12 protein-coding genes are annotated in these 14936 nt (G+C 37.2%); 6 read left to right on the top strand and 6 right to left on the bottom strand.

Translation table 11 applies throughout. The features are described from left to right. Positions 1-69: 69 nt before the first annotated feature. Positions 70-429 carry a 50S ribosomal protein L19 gene (rplS, locus tag LfDm3_RS02875; protein WP_039143984.1) on the top strand — a complete coding sequence of 120 codons (360 nt, stop codon included), beginning with the start codon at positions 70-72 and terminating at the stop codon, positions 427-429. A 49-nt stretch (positions 430-478) separates the two neighbouring features. Here the strand turns inward: rplS and yjeM are convergent, their stop codons facing one another. Together yjeM and LfDm3_RS02885 are read right to left on the bottom strand one after the other, a co-directional pair. After that, complete coding sequence (gene yjeM / locus LfDm3_RS02880) at positions 479-1993, bottom strand: glutamate/gamma-aminobutyrate family transporter YjeM (protein ID WP_039143986.1); 1515 nt, start codon at positions 1991-1993, stop codon at positions 479-481. 57 nt (positions 1994-2050) lie between these two features. Continuing rightward, positions 2051-3481, bottom strand: coding sequence for a C69 family dipeptidase (locus LfDm3_RS02885; protein WP_010021492.1), 1431 nt, complete (start codon positions 3479-3481; stop codon positions 2051-2053). A 136-nt stretch (positions 3482-3617) separates the two neighbouring features. Between LfDm3_RS02885 and glpK the strand changes: the two genes are divergently transcribed. After that, entirely contained in the window at positions 3618-5117 is a 1500-nt protein-coding gene (glpK, locus tag LfDm3_RS02890; RefSeq protein WP_039143989.1) for a glycerol kinase GlpK, read from the top strand. 11 nt (positions 5118-5128) lie between these two features. Further along, positions 5129-6472: an RsmF rRNA methyltransferase first C-terminal domain-containing protein gene (locus LfDm3_RS02895; RefSeq protein WP_039143991.1), complete on the top strand. Its 1344-nt coding sequence runs from the start codon at positions 5129-5131 to the stop codon at positions 6470-6472. Positions 6473-6498: 26 nt separating this feature from the next. Here LfDm3_RS02895 and fni read toward each other — a convergent pair whose 3' ends face one another. From fni to mvk, 4 genes are read right to left on the bottom strand one after another with little or no spacing between them, the layout of a single operon-like run. Continuing rightward, positions 6499-7524 (bottom strand): type 2 isopentenyl-diphosphate Delta-isomerase, encoded by a 1026-nt coding sequence (gene fni / locus LfDm3_RS02900; protein ID WP_039143993.1) that lies wholly within the window; start codon positions 7522-7524, stop codon positions 6499-6501. 9 nt (positions 7525-7533) lie between these two features. After that, positions 7534-8601: a phosphomevalonate kinase gene (locus LfDm3_RS02905; protein WP_039143995.1), complete on the bottom strand. Its 1068-nt coding sequence runs from the start codon at positions 8599-8601 to the stop codon at positions 7534-7536. Between the two features lie 17 nt (positions 8602-8618). Next, the gene (gene mvaD / locus LfDm3_RS02910) at positions 8619-9614 is read right to left on the bottom strand and encodes a diphosphomevalonate decarboxylase (protein ID WP_052236585.1); all 996 of its coding nucleotides are present in this window, start codon (positions 9612-9614) and stop codon (positions 8619-8621) included. A gap of 11 nt (positions 9615-9625) precedes the next feature. Continuing rightward, positions 9626-10558 carry a mevalonate kinase gene (gene mvk, locus LfDm3_RS02915; protein ID WP_039143996.1) on the bottom strand — a complete coding sequence of 311 codons (933 nt, stop codon included), beginning with the start codon at positions 10556-10558 and terminating at the stop codon, positions 9626-9628. Between the two features lie 163 nt (positions 10559-10721). Here mvk and LfDm3_RS02920 point away from each other — a divergent pair, with 163 nt between their 5' ends. The 3 genes from LfDm3_RS02920 to LfDm3_RS02930 all read left to right on the top strand — a co-directional run bounded on the left by LfDm3_RS02920 (position 10722) and on the right by LfDm3_RS02930 (position 14841). Then, entirely contained in the window at positions 10722-13535 is a 2814-nt protein-coding gene (locus LfDm3_RS02920) for a helicase C-terminal domain-containing protein (RefSeq protein WP_039143997.1), read from the top strand. Positions 13536-13651: 116 nt separating this feature from the next. Further along, on the top strand, positions 13652-14104 hold the full coding sequence (locus tag LfDm3_RS02925; RefSeq protein ID WP_156112344.1) for a cell wall elongation regulator TseB-like domain-containing protein: 453 nt from the start codon (positions 13652-13654) through the stop codon (positions 14102-14104). Positions 14105-14130: 26 nt separating this feature from the next. Continuing rightward, entirely contained in the window at positions 14131-14841 is a 711-nt protein-coding gene (locus tag LfDm3_RS02930; RefSeq protein ID WP_039144001.1) for a DnaD domain protein, read from the top strand. Positions 14842-14936: the final 95 nt, after the last annotated feature.

Consider the following 14936-nt stretch of genomic DNA (forward strand, 5'->3'; position numbering starts at 1 on the left):
GGTCTGATGACTAAATAAAACGGTACTCCGCTGTCGAGAAGATAAGAATGCTAGTTAGGAGAAATGATTATGCGTCAAAACAAATTGATTGATAAGATTAATAGTGATCAACTGCGTTCAGATATTCCTGAATTTCGTGTTGGTGATACTGTAACGGTTTCCGTAAAGGTTGTCGAAGGTAGTAACGAACGAATTCAGAGATTTACTGGTGTTGTAATTAAACGTCACGGTTCAGGCATTCAAGCTACGTACACCGTAAGAAGAATTGCCAGTGGTGTTGGGGTTGAAAGAATCTTCCCATTACATTCACCTCGAGTTGCTAAGATCGATGTTGTTAGACATGGTGCCGTTCGTCGTGCTAAGTTATACTACTTGCGTGACCGTTCTGGTAAGGCTGCTCGTATTAAAGAAGCAAGTCGTAAACATTAATTTTAAACAAAAAAAGAGTTCGCATTGCGAACTCTTTTTTTGTTATCTATTATTGTTTTTTAGCAACTTTCTTACTATGACGACTATTATACTCATACATGATCCAGCCAACGAGTGCAAATGTAATTGGTCCAGCAATGGTCCAAAAGGCCGTGGTGTAATCGTGGATCAAGATTGGCTGAACGGCTGTAAAGCCAATCCCTAATACTAAGACGATTAGAATGATGGCAACCATGATATTAGTAACAATTTGATTCTTATAGAAAACAAATGGACGTGGAACGTTCTTTAATTTCTTAAAGAATGGGAAAGCACCAACTAGGAACAAGTATGGGAAGGTAGTTGAAATATTAGCCATGTCGGTCAAAATTAAGTAAAACTGTTGCGCATTATTTCCACTGAATGAAATTACAAAGATAACGGCCACCACGACAAATGCTTGAATCCACATTGCAAAACCTGGCATCCCATGTTTGTTTAGTTGAACAACTTTCTTTGGCCATAAATCAGGATTAGATCCCTCAATGAAAGATTTAATTGGCGAGTAAATGAGGACAAAGAAAGAACCTAAGTACGGAATAAACATTCCCAAACCAGCAACTCGAGCCATGAAACGACCAAATTCCATAGCCGATCCAGCAGAAAATCCGAATGTTTTAGCGAAAACATAACCAAGGTTATTCATTAAGACATAGGTAATGTTTCCTAAATTAACTGAACTTTTTCCAACGACTGAATGCCAGTTAGCGGTAATGCCGACTAAGAAGATTGAGCCAGAGTAGATGACAGCCATTATAATAGCGGCAATAATCACTCCACGTGGGAAAGTTTTAGTGGGATTTTTAACCTTATCAACGACTCCACCAATTGACTCCATTCCACCGTAAGCAAAGATTGCATAAACAACGAATGACATAATGGCAATCGGCGTTACAAATAATGGGTTAGGGGATTGAATAAAACTCTTTGCACCATTAACTGGTTCAGCTAATTGTCCTTTATTTAGAACCCAAACAATCACGGATAGAATTGCAAAGATCAACGGGAGGGCAATTGACAAAACCCCACCAATATTTGCAATTTTAGCAATTGAATCAAACCCATGAGTAGCACAAAGGGTAATGATCAAAATCCAAGCCATTCCTAGAATTCCAATGGTTTGCATTGGGGTAAAGATTCCAAATAAATGCCAAGTTTGGGTTTTGTCGGTTCCAAAGATAATGTTAGAGAATGGAATCCAAACTTTAGATGAAGTGGAAATCATCCAAATAATCCATGATGATAACCAAATAAAAGTTCCAATAAAAGCTAAACGTTCACCAATTGATTCCTTCAACCAGGAATAAATTCCACCTTTAGCACTACTGAAAGTGGAACCGTACTCGGCAAACATTAATGAAACTGGTAAGAAAAATACTAGTGCTCCAAATATGTACCAGATAATACTGGCATAGCCCATTTGATCATAAGCTACAGTCGTATTACCGAAGCCAAATATCGCAGTGAGTATCATTAAAACTAAAGACATCAAGCCTAATTTATTCTGCTTTTTCCCTTTAGACATAAAGTCACTCTCCTTGATCTAATTTATGAAAATACTAATTGAGTATACTCTCTTTTACTACAGATTTAAATCCTGATGATAGTTTAGAGGGGAGAAGTCGGTTGAATTAGTAATTAGATCTTGACCAAGGTTTTTGAAACTGCGCATTGCTAGTTTAGCCGATTTGGTACTAGCTTCATTAGCTAACTGACTTAACTCAGAAGAATTTAAACCACTTGCTTCTGTGTCAGTTTGTTTCAGAATTTGCTCGTATTGTTCAATTAGAGTTTGTTGCACTTCTTTCAACTTGTCACCAAATTCAAGGTAGTGGGGATCAACTAAAATGCCTACTAGCTTAAAAATCCAGTAAGCTGATTTGGGATCAAAATCTCTTTTAACATGATACTTGTAAGCTTCTGGAGTATCAGTGATTCCTTCAAGAAATGGGACATAAGTACTTTGTGCTGCTACTCCCATTGCTAACCAGTGGATACCGCCGATTTCAATTGGCAGGTTTGGTTTAATTTGAAGGACGTGTGATTCTTGGGTCTTAGCGAGGCTAACCGGACGGAATTTAGTCCGATCAGCTTCGTCGCCGGCACCGAGTGGATCGAATTGGGTTCCTTGATAGTGTGAACTAAGAAGGTTTTGGGCGTCTAATTCTGAAATTAAGGTTTCGCTTTTTCTAGTAAAGGGCATGTTCTGAGACGTAGGATCTTGTTTAACAGCAGGGTTAAACATTCTTTGCCCGTACCAGACACGTGGAGTGTTGTAGTAGGTATCAGAAAGATCATGAGTCCCAAAAATGTGACGGAAATTAAAGCCAGAACGATCTGGATTTAATCGATTAGATGAGACAAAATCGTAAATTTGAGGGGACCACATGAAGTAATCGTCATTATTAAAATCTACTTCTTCAATTGCCATTTGATTAGCAACCACCGCATAATGGTCATCCGGAATTCGTTCGGCAACCCATTGATGCCCAGATCCGATTTCTAAATACCAAACTTCATCTTTATCAGAAAAAAGGACCCCATTGTTTTCGCTAGCACCGTATTTTTCAATGATATTACCCAAACGACTTACTGCTTCTCGAGCCGAATGTACATAAGGAAGAACAACGGTGACCATGGCTTCTTCACCAATTCCGTTCTTTACAAGTGGATCATAACCCAAAACACGTGGGTTAGCATAGGTGCTCTCGGTGGCACTCATTGCAACGCCATATTCATTAATTCCATCTTCTTCGAATAAACCTTCTTTGTCAGTCCATTCTGGCGTTGCGGTGTACTTTCCTCTAACCTTTGGTAATGGCATCTTAAAACCGTTATCAGTGGATTTGAATTCTTGGTTATCACGATATTCATGGTGTTCATGAACCACGAATCGTTTTGGCCAGGACGCTTTGGCATCCTCATTTCGACCAATTAAAGTACTTCCATCGACCGTGGCATTTTTACCAACTAAAATGCTGGTACATGCTGAATATTCGTTAAAATGTATCATTTCAATTGCCTCCTATTAAATCACATATGATTATCCTACCATATTGCCTTACGTAGTTATAATTTGACGTTTGGTGTGAGAAAATACTTAATGTATAATTATATTATAGGTTTTAAAAGAAGAACGAGGGTAAAATATGAGTAACAAACAGTACATAATGTCAATTGATGAAGGTACCACCTCGGCTCGAGCTATCTTGTTTGGCCATGATGGACAAATAGTTGCAAAAGCTCAAAAAGAATTTAAGCAATATTTTCCACAACCAGGGTGGGTCGAGCAAGACCCAATTGAGATTTGGAATGCGGTTGAATCGGTTATTTCAGAAGTATTGATTAATTCTGGGATTCCACCATACAAAGTGCGAAGTATTGGTATTACCAATCAACGTGAGACGACCGTAGTGTGGGATAAACGAGGTGGGAAGCCCATCTATAATGCAATTGTTTGGCAATCAAAACAAACCAATCAACTTGCGGATCGATTAAAAGCTGATGGTTATGCTGATCTTATCCATCAAAAAACTGGTTTAATTGTTGATTCATATTTTTCGGGAACCAAGATTAGGTGGATTTTAGATCATGTTAAAGATGCTCAAAAACGTGCCGAAAATGGGGAGCTGTTGTTTGGGACCATTGATTCGTGGCTTTTATGGAAATTAACCGGTGGGACGGTGCACGCTACGGATTACACTAATGCTAGTCGGACCATGATTTTTAATATTAATTCCCTGAAGTGGGATGAGGAATTACTTAAGATTCTTAACATCCCCAAATCTATGTTGCCAAGAGTTGAGTCATCATCACATTTGTTTGGCTACACCAAGGGTTATTCATTTCTAGGTGTCCAGATCCCAATTGCTGGGATTGCTGGTGATCAGCAAGCTTCGTTGTTTGGTCAATTAGCTTTAGAGTCTGGGATGACCAAAAATACGTATGGAACCGGTGCTTTTATTATGATGAATACCGGTAAATCACCAAAGTTTTCTTCCAATGGGCTCCTAACCACTATCGCTTATGGGATTAATGGTAAGGTGAAATATGCCCTAGAGGGTAGTATCTTTGTTGCAGGTTCGGCCATTCAGTGGTTAAGGGATGAAATGGGATTGATTAGTTCAGCTAAAGCATCTGAAAGAATGGCATTTGATGCCCAGACCAATAACGGAGTTTACGTCGTGCCTGCTTTTACTGGTTTAGGAGCGCCATACTGGGATCAGGAAACTAGGGGTTCTATTTTTGGTTTGACCTCAACTACCACTAATAATCAGATTGTTCGAGCTACGATTGAATCGCTTGGTTTTCAAACGAAAGATGTTTTAGATACCATGGTAGCTGAGACTAAAATTCCAATTAAATCATTAGTGGTTGACGGTGGAGCTGCTCAAAATAATTATTTAATGCAGTTTCAAGCTAACATTTTAAATGATCAAATTGAGCGATCGTTAATTTCAGAAACAACGGCTCAGGGAGCCGCATATTTAGCTGGATTAGCGGTTGGCTTTTGGAAAAGTATTGATGAAATTAAAGCAACTAAACACATAGGAACCTTTTTTGAACCACAGATGGATCAAGGGAAGCGTGTTGAATTATATCGTGGGTGGAAAATGGCAGTTCAAGCTGCTAGGAAATTTAAAGAATAGGGAATTTAATTATGCAATTACCGGAAGATTTTAAAAATAAATATCACGATCTTTTAGGGGACGATTATCAATCCTTTATTGATTCGTTTGACGATGATTCTTATAATGCCTTTCGGACCAATCCGTTAAAACCCAAAGCAGACGTTCATTTAGATCGATCACGCCCAATTGCTTATACGGAAAATGGTTATTATGGCAAGGTAAGTGGAAAGACCGTTGAGCATCAAAGTGGTTATGTCTATAGTCAAGAGCCGTCTGCTATGTACGTTGCTGAGGTGGCTAACCCTACTCCTGGTGATAAGGTTTTAGATTTATGTGCTGCTCCAGGTGGTAAATCAACTCATTTAGCAGGGTTAATGCAAAACAAAGGATTACTTGTTTCAAATGAAATTGAACGTGGTCGAGCTAAAGTATTAGTTGAGAATCTAGAGCGATTTGGAGTTTTTGATCCATTAATTTTAAACGAAGACCCAAAGACGCTTTCGAAACATTTTCCAAGGTACTTTGATAAAATTTTGATTGATGCGCCGTGTTCTGGTGAAGGGATGTTCAGAAAAAATCATGAAGCCACTAAGTATTGGTCAAAAGATTATCCACGGGAATGTGCCATAAGGCAGAAAGAAATCGTTGCTGAAGCAATTAAGATGTTGAAACCAGGAGGCCAACTAATATATTCGACCTGCACTTTTGCACCCGAAGAAGATGAGCAAATTATTGCGTGGATCTTAGATAACTATGACTTTAAGACTTTACCTATTAAAAAATATGATGGAATGGTTTCGGGAAAGCCAGAATGGGCTGATGGTAATGAAGCATTAAAAAATACTATTCGATTATTTCCTCATCTCTTTAAGGGTGACGGACATTTTATTGCTAAGCTTCAGAGTCTAAGTAGTGGTAAGTCGAAAAAGATTAAACATCAAACCGGAAATGCATCAACCGAAGTCCGACGAGAATGGGAAGAATTTTGTAAGCGTAATTTTCAAAATGACTTTTATCCTCATCATTTATTAGAATTTGGGAAAATGCTCTACTCATTTAATCCTGAGATTCCTAATCTTAATGGATTAAAGGTTATGCGTCCTGGGACACCCCTTGGAATGATCAAGAAAAATCGAATTGAGCCTGCGTATGCTTTGGCACTTGCAATTAATCCTCATGATGTTAAAAATGTAATTGAAATTGATGATAATCAATGGGACAGGTATGTTCATGGAGATACCATTACGGTTGATGCGAAACTCAAGAAGGGATGGTACTTGATTCAGTGTCGTTCAATGAATATTGGCTTTGGAAAAGTTGTCAATGGAACATTAAAGAATTTTTTCCCCAAAGGATTAAGATTTAAAGTTTAAAAAAACTACCCAAGATTGGGTAGTTTTTATTTTCGTTGTTTTAAGTAATTTTGTAATTCTAGGCTATGAACTGATTCTCGTTTTCTTAATTCGTTGATGTTGTGAGCACCTAATGCCGTTAGGATTGTTTTAATTCCGATGATCCAGTCGTTGATCATTTCAATCGTGGCATCTTCACCGTCATTAATTAATTTAACCAGGATTTGACTAGCAATTCCTACTGCATCAGCACCTAAATATAGTGACTTGACGATCTCCATTGGATTAGTGATTCCACCAGTAGCAATGATATTCATCTTTGGTACTTTTTGGGCTTCAAAGAGTGACTCGACCGTTGTTAATCCCCAATCATTAAAATAATCCATTTCTTTTTTATGACGTCGAAAGTTTTCAATTTGAGCGAAGTTAGTTCCACCACGACCACCAACGTTAATATATCTGATTCCTAGATTATATAATGAATGAATGGTAGTCGAACTCATGCCAAAGCCAACTTCCTTAATAATGACTGGAATTGAGATTTGCTTCTTAATGTCAGATAGGTGAGTGAACCAGTTAAACGACCTGGATCCTTCAGGCATAATCAGTTCTTGTACCGAATTAACGTGAATTTCTAATGCATCTGCGTGCAAAATGTTAATTGCCCTTTGAGCTTGGTTCACACTCGCATTCGCACCAATATTAGCAAAAATTAATCCTTGGGGATTTTGTTTGCGAATGATTGAAAACGTTTCGGTTAGTTGTGGTTCTCTTAGAGCCACACTTTCAGATCCAGATGCCATTGCAATCCCACATTTTTTGGAAATAGATGCCAGCTTAGAATTAAGCTTTTTGGTATATTCACTTCCACCGGTCATCGCTTCAATGTAAAAGGGAATTGAGAGTGACAAATCTCCCACGGTGGTAGAAATATCAACATCATCGATCGCCATTTCAGGGAAGGTGACTGGGATGAAGTGCACTTGGTCAAATCCTGCTAAAGAATTTGAGTGGTGAAACTTTTTGGCAATGGATACGTGTTCATCTTTTCGATGCGACTGTTGACTAGTCATTGTTTTCTCCTAATTATTGTGAATTTTAAGGTCGAGTAACTTAATGCCGTGCTTGTTCCAGTCACGAATGAGGTCCTCAATATTGTCGTCTTTATCAATGATGACAATTCCACAATCACCACCGCCAGCTCCTGATGTTTTTGCTGCCCCACCAAAATGATCTGCGATATCGATTAGTTCTTTGAGCTTGGGAGTTTCAATTTCAACGTTGGCGAATTCGCCCAACTTTAAAAGAAGGGTTCGGTTAATTTCAATGTTCTTTTGAATCATCTTAAGGTCTGATGATTTAAAGCCCTTCACAATGTTTAGAACACATTCTTTACTTAGACGAAGAAAATCAGTATAGAGTTCTGAATTTCGGGCCTTTTTGAGTTCGACGCGATCAACTAAATTTGAAGTGGACGCGGGACAGCCAGACCATCCAATTAATAGCTGCAAATTAGACGGTGCAGTGAGGGGAATAATTTTTAGATTAGGCCACTTTAAGTTGATTAGTTCTACTAAATCAACATCTTGACGGGCATTAGCGAGCCATTGACGGTCAAAAGAATGATATGCGATCCATCCACCAAAGACACTGGCAGCCACATCGCCTAAAGAACCATTTCCTTGAACTTCAAAGTGAGCAATGGCTGCTAGTTTAAACAATTGCATGGTTGTAAGATCAATATCATAGAATTCACAGAGAGCTTTTACCGTAGCAACGGTTACGGCCGCTGATGATCCCAATCCATATTTGCGACCATCAGAACTATCTAGTTCACTATTTACGATGATGTCGTAAGTTTTTAAATTTTTGTTTAGTGTTTCAACGTATTCTTCGGTAACTTTAATAGCTGAAATGATGTATTGAAAGGGGTTATCACGATTATCAAAAACCATTCGATGACCTAATCGTTTCCAATGCAACATATTTTCATCATATTGCTTGGAATAGATGCTTCCAAAGTCTGAACTTTCTTTAATGCTAACTCTGACAAAACGATCGCACGCTGCGATGATTGCGGGATGTCCAGTTTCAACTACAGCATATTCACCAGCTATATATAGTTTGCCTGGTGCTTTTGCGGAAATCATGTGATTAATTACTCCCTTTAATTTAAATATTCGATCCCAGGACCAGGAACGGTTGCTACTACGTTAGATTGTCCAAATGCTGTTTTAAATTTTCTAATGACTTTTTTTAGATTATCGTGTTGAACTAAAACTTTTACATTTGGACCGGCATCAATGGTGAAGTAACAATTAATCCCTTCATTTCTAAGTTCATGAACAAGTTGCATTGCTTTAAGTGTATCTCCATTAAAATATGTAAAGGATGGATCGGAACTAAAGGTAAGAGCATGCATTTTCATCGCATTTTCTTCAGCAGTATGTCCCATCAAATCGAAATCATGGTTGCTAATGGCCTTTTTCATGGTAATCAGATCACGACTTGTAACCTGTTTAAAAGCTTGGTAGTAGGGGGAGGTTGCTTTAGAAATTTTCATACCTCTCCGACTAGAAATTTTCTTTTCGTGACGATTAGTAATAACTGCCACTAAATTAACGTCCCAATCAACGTTTTCTTCAATTGGTTTTGCAAAGGAAGTTTGATCGTTATTTCCCTTTTCCCATTCAACGAATCCTCCAAAAATGGAACGTGTCGCTGAACCAGATCCACGCCGTGCTAATCTGGAAAGGTCTTTTCTTGAAAGATCTAATCCAATGGCTTTGCTTGATGCTGCGGCTAAAGCGGCAAATCCCGAAGCGGAGGATGCAAGTCCAGCGGCAGTAGGGATGTTATTTTGGGTTTTAACGTGAGCAAAAATGTTTTGCTGTGCTTTTTGTCTGACGATGTTGAGAAAGTTAATCATTTTCTGACTTTCTGCTTTGTTCATCAAATGATTGTTAAAGACAATTTCATCTGCCGTTAAATCTTTATCAAAACGAACTTCAGTATCAGTATAAAAATCTTTTAATGTCAATGAGAGACTGTTATCTTCGGGTATAATAAGTTGCTCATCAGCTTTTCCCCAGTATTTGATTAGTGCAATATTAGTATGAGCACGAGCCTTTTGGGTTCTATTTATATTAGTATTGTCGGACATAACAAATCTCCTTACTTCATTTCGTTTAATGATTGGATCCAAACTCCGTGCGCACCATTTTGTTTAAGAGCGGTCTTAATTTGTTCGGTTGTAGTTGTGGATGCTGAGAGGACGATAATACATCCACCTAGTCCACTTCCGGTTAGCTTGGCTCCCAGTGCTCCAGCCTGATTAGCTGCATTTACTAGGGTATTAATCTCAACCGAACTGACGCCAAGTTTGGTAAGATCATCTTGTGCTAAATTCATTAACTTACCAGTTTGTTCTAGTTGATTGGATTGCAATGAACTTTTGGCGGATTCAACTAAATTGCCAAGGTCGTCAATTAATTCACTTGTACTTTGAAAGTGACGATCCATTTCATCTCTTACCATGGCAACGGCCGTGGATGTATTACTAGATACCCCAGTATCCGCGATGATAAGTTGGCCCCGCGTTGAAACAGGGAAGTCATAGAATTGGCCTTTTTCAAATAAGATGGGTTTAATAGAACTAACCGTCTTGGCGTCAATGCCACTGGGATTGCCATGGGTGATCTTTTCTTCCACATCAGTAAAACTTTTGAGTTGTTTTTGACTGATGGGTTGTTTAAAGAAGTTAAAGAAGGCTCTGGTTACGGCACTAGCAGTGGCCGCCGATGAGCCCATTCCTCTTCCAAGAGGGATCTCACTATCAATTTCGATATCAATTGGATCGTTGTTACGGTTTAAGAGCTTGTTAAGTTGGTTAATAAGTGTCTGTAGACCGTTCATTGAAGATGGCAACATACTAATTGGACCACTATAGTACTTACTATTTAATTGGTTATGGCCGTCAGAACTGATGATAGCTTTGGCCTTGATTTGAGGCACAGGAAAAACAATCGCAGGCTTTTGATAGACCGCACTATGTTCCCCTAGAAAAATTATCTTTGCATGACTCAACCCAGTTGCAGTCGTGTTCATATCTCAATCGCTCACTTTCCAAACATACCTATTTTATCATAATTTATTGAATGACCAATATCTTTTGGAATACTTTACTAATGATTAAATATTGGTTTATATAAAAATTAAGATAAATGTAGTAATATTATAGTGAAGTTAGTTTTAAAGGTAGGTGATACTTGTGCCCAAGAATACAAAATATGCAGTAGTCGATATGGAAACAACCGGAACGGATGTTTCAAGTGGTGACCAAATCATTCAATTTAGTTGTACTTTTGTTCAAGGTGGGCAAGTTATCGATTCCTATTCAACTTATGTTAATAATGGTGAAGCCATTCCCAAAGATATTACTCATTTAACCGGGATTAATTCGCAAACTATTAAAGGGGCACCGACTTTTGATCAGGTTGCTGCCCATATCTATAAGATTTTAAGTGGTACCGTTTTTGTTGCTCATAACGTTAACTTTGATTTTCCCTTTTTAAATGCTGAATTAGAAAGAGTTGGATACCCAGAATTAAATATTAAGGCAATTGATACCGTTACCCTGAGTCAGATTTTCTTTCCGGAATTAAACGGTTATCGTTTAAAAGATCTGAGTCATCATTTTGGTATCTCGCATACTCATCCACATTCTTCTAAGAGTGATGCTGATGCTACGGCTCATTTACTTCTAACGATTATGAATAAGATTGAAAAGTTACCGTTAATCACGGTGCAAAGTATACTCAAAGTTAATCCTGATCTTCCGCGGGATACCGTAGAATTTATTGCTGATCGAGAGCAAATGAAACGAGAACATTTGAGTAATTTGGCTTCTCAGTATGTAGTAGTAAATGGCATTGCATTAAAAAATCAGACAGCATCTTATTCTATTTCAGAACATAACTTAACCAAATATCCCAAAACCAAGAAGCAAAAAGAGAAACAATTTAGTGGTAAGTTAGATTGGCGTAGCTCACAGAGTAAAATGATGAACCTTATTTATAATAATTATCATGAAAGTGAAAAGCCAACCTATAATTTATTAATAGAAGCTCCCACAGGCAGTGGAAAGACGTTGGGTTACCTGGTACCCATGTCGTATCTAATTAATGATGGAGAACAACTGGTTGTTAGTACATCCACTAATGGATTACAAGAACAGTTGTACGCTACCATAAAAGATCAATTAGAGCCCTTACTGAATACTAGTTTTGACGTTGCTCTTTTAAAGGGGGTTAATCATTACATTAATCTGGAACGTTTTAGTAAAACCCTCCAATTTCATGATAAATCTAAGCAATCTCAATTTATGAAGGCTAGAATTTTAGTTTGGCTGACTGAGACGAGTACGGGTGATTTAGATGAGCTCAATCTTCCTAATGAGGTTCCATTTATTGATCAGATTAATTATCAAAGTTCGCACGTGGCGAATGGAAAGAATAATTCGTTTCGGGATGCTGACTTTTTAGCAGCTCAGTTTAAGCGAGTGGAACATGCTGATATTGTTTTAGTTAATCATAACTATCTGTTTGAAAATGGTCAGCAGCTAAGTGATCATATGAATTCCAAACCATACTTAGTGGTTGATGAAGCTCATAAGTTAGCTGATATTGCTTTCTCATCACAGGAAAAGTTAGTTAAGTTTAATGTATTGAAGAAAAACATTGGAAGAGTTAAGAATGATTTATTTCAAACTCATGGACTTAACCTGAACGAAATTTTTTCTGACGATATTGATGAATTAAACCGACTCAACAGACTTGATTCACAGTTAGATGCTGTTTTTGATACGAACCAATTAGTATTACAGGATTTCAGAACAGAATTTATGAAACCAGTTGAAACTAGACGTGCGGAGATGGCTATTTCTGCCCAAAACTTATTGAAGTTTATTCAGTCTCATCAGGGTCAAATTAAGCATTTGACTAGTATTAATCTCAAATTAAAAAAATTTATTAATGCTTTTAAGACATTAATTCAGAAAGAAAAGAATCGATGGACCATTTCTGATAAGGCACTCATTGAGAAGTTTGAACGTCATTTGCTTACCATTATTGATTATATTGATGGAATTGACGTGGACAAAATTAAGCAGAAGGTTAGTGAGAAATCACATTTTTATTGGATTCATTATACCGAAGATTTAGATCCTAACCATGTAATATTGCTAACTGGTGATTTTGATTCCAAAAGCAAATTAAAAGAAAATGTTTATCAGTATTTTCAACCGATTATTTTTACTGGGTCGACTTTATTTACATCGAAAAAATCACAATATATTTTTGACCAATTAGATTTGAATCGGTCTGATACCAGGATGAAGCGATTAAAGTCGTCTTTTGATTATGCTAAGCAGGCTGAAATGATGATTTCACAGACGACCCCAATGCCACCCAATGGAGAAAATGATGAATACATTGCTTATTTAGCTAATTCAATTTGGAAACTTATTAGTGCTAATTCAGTTCCGACGTTAGTTTTATTTAATTCACTTGATATTTTGAAGAAAGTTTATGATAGATTAAGTCAGAGTAATAATGGTAAGTTTATGATTCAGGCAGCGGGGGTCTCTGGGAGTCAAGAAAAAATTGTTAAACGATTTGAATCTGTAAAAGATTCGGTTCCTGTCATCTTAGGGGCTAATGGCTACTTTGAAGGTGTTAATTTTCCTGATAATTTATTGAAACAACTTATCATTACCAGAATTCCATTTGATTCTCCTAATAATCCGGTGGTCTTGAGTCGAGCTAAGTTTCTTAAAGGTCAAAATAAAAATCCATTTTATAATTTCGATTTACCGGAAGCTATCATTAAGACTAAACAAGGCGTTGGCCGTCTAATTAGAAGTGCGACGGATTATGGTGTGATTAATTTTCTTGACAGCCGCTTAATTGATAAGCGTTATGGGAAGCAAATTATTGATGCTCTTCCGCAAGGATTACCAATTAAAGCTGGCTCCATTTCAGAGATCGTTAAAGATGGTCAAGATTTCTTTAAAGAAAGAAATTAATTAACTAATCGATTAGTAAAGTTTGCTATAATGGGGCATGTAAAAGCTAATAAAAGAGGAATATCATGTACAGAGAACAATTAAAACGAAAAAAAACTCATCGAATGCGATGGATAATGATTACAATTATTGTTCTAATTGTAGTTGGAATTATCCTTTTCTTTCATGCTGCCAAAGCTCCACTATTACATGCACGATCTCACGTTACTACGGTAGCCGAAAATAGTGCTGGCTTTCATAACATTAATCATTTCTATTCTTCTAATTTAAACCAAACATACTATTCAGTTGGCGGATATGATAAACAAAACCAGTATGCTTACGCTATTTTGCCTAAGAACGGTAAGAGCATGCAAGTTGTTACGCAAAAGAATGGAATTAACCAACAAGAAGCTGAGCGTGCTGCTCAAAAGATTGGGAAAGCCACTAAGATTATTAACACGGGCCTGGCAATCTATCAAAATAAGCCAGCCTGGGTGGTTTCTTATTGGAATCAGAATAAACGGTTAAATTATGTAACTGTCGATTATAAAACAGGAAAAATTGTTCAGACCATCAATAATTTGTAGTGATCGATCATTATAGGAGGAATAACATGAGTGAAAATTTAGAACGTTATTTGGACTATGGATCGATTAGTGTGTCAGGTTTTTTATTACAACATTTTGCTGAATTAGGTATGAATCCCTCAGAATTAGTGATCTTTTTGGAGTTAGTTTTAGCTCGCTCACAAGGGAATCTTTTTCCAAGTGCCAAAAAGCTATCGCAAGCAACTGGGATTAGTGAAAATGATATTTATAATTTGTTGCATCAGTTGGTTTCTAAGAATATTATTAGTATTTCTAGCACTAAGTCTGGTGAAGATGAGTATAAATTTAATTTGTTGAACAGTAAGATTGATAAGCTAATTGATTCAAAGACTAATATCAAAACAGGTAACCGATCACAACAAGAACGAAATAAGCAAAATGATACAGTTAAAGAACGTAAGGGGCTCTTTAAAAAAATTCAAGAAGAATTTGGGCGACCATTGTCTTCCATTGAACTTGAAATGATCAATCAATGGATTGATCAAGATCATTATTCACCGGAGATTATTGAATTGGCGCTGAAAGAGTCGGTTTTAAGTCAGGTATATAGTTTAAAATATATGGATCGAATCTTGTTGAATTGGCAACATCAAAATATTAAGACGGCTGCTCAGGTGCAGCAGGCAAATGAGCGCCGACAAAAGGGAATAGAAAGTAAGCATAAGCGAAAGCCTAATCAGAATATTCCTATTTTTAAGATTGATAATCAAAGATAATAAGTAAAAAAGGAACCAAATGATATGAACCCCTTAAGTTGGACAAGAAAATCAACTTAAGGGGTTTTATTATGACGAAATTTAGTTACAAATTA

The organism is Fructilactobacillus fructivorans, from assembly GCF_000814735.1.
Taxonomy (GTDB): domain Bacteria; phylum Bacillota; class Bacilli; order Lactobacillales; family Lactobacillaceae; genus Fructilactobacillus; species Fructilactobacillus fructivorans.

Bases quoted from the DNA above. Each gene is read 5' to 3' on its own strand.
- rplS (WP_039143984.1), top strand. From the start codon at position 70: ATGCGTCAAAACAAATTGATTGATAAGATTAATAGTGATCAACTGCGT.
- yjeM (WP_039143986.1), bottom strand. From the start codon at position 1,993: ATGTCTAAAGGGAAAAAGCAGAATAAATTAGGCTTGATGTCTTTAGTT.
- LfDm3_RS02885 (WP_010021492.1), bottom strand. From the start codon at position 3,481: ATGATACATTTTAACGAATATTCAGCATGTACCAGCATTTTAGTTGGT.
- glpK (WP_039143989.1), top strand. From the start codon at position 3,618: ATGAGTAACAAACAGTACATAATGTCAATTGATGAAGGTACCACCTCG.
- LfDm3_RS02895 (WP_039143991.1), top strand. From the start codon at position 5,129: ATGCAATTACCGGAAGATTTTAAAAATAAATATCACGATCTTTTAGGG.
- fni (WP_039143993.1), bottom strand. From the start codon at position 7,524: ATGACTAGTCAACAGTCGCATCGAAAAGATGAACACGTATCCATTGCC.
- LfDm3_RS02905 (WP_039143995.1), bottom strand. From the start codon at position 8,601: ATGATTTCCGCAAAAGCACCAGGCAAACTATATATAGCTGGTGAATAT.
- mvaD (WP_052236585.1), bottom strand. From the start codon at position 9,614: ATGTCCGACAATACTAATATAAATAGAACCCAAAAGGCTCGTGCTCAT.
- mvk (WP_039143996.1), bottom strand. From the start codon at position 10,558: ATGAACACGACTGCAACTGGGTTGAGTCATGCAAAGATAATTTTTCTA.
- LfDm3_RS02925 (WP_156112344.1), top strand. From the start codon at position 13,652: ATGATTACAATTATTGTTCTAATTGTAGTTGGAATTATCCTTTTCTTT.
- LfDm3_RS02930 (WP_039144001.1), top strand. From the start codon at position 14,131: ATGAGTGAAAATTTAGAACGTTATTTGGACTATGGATCGATTAGTGTG.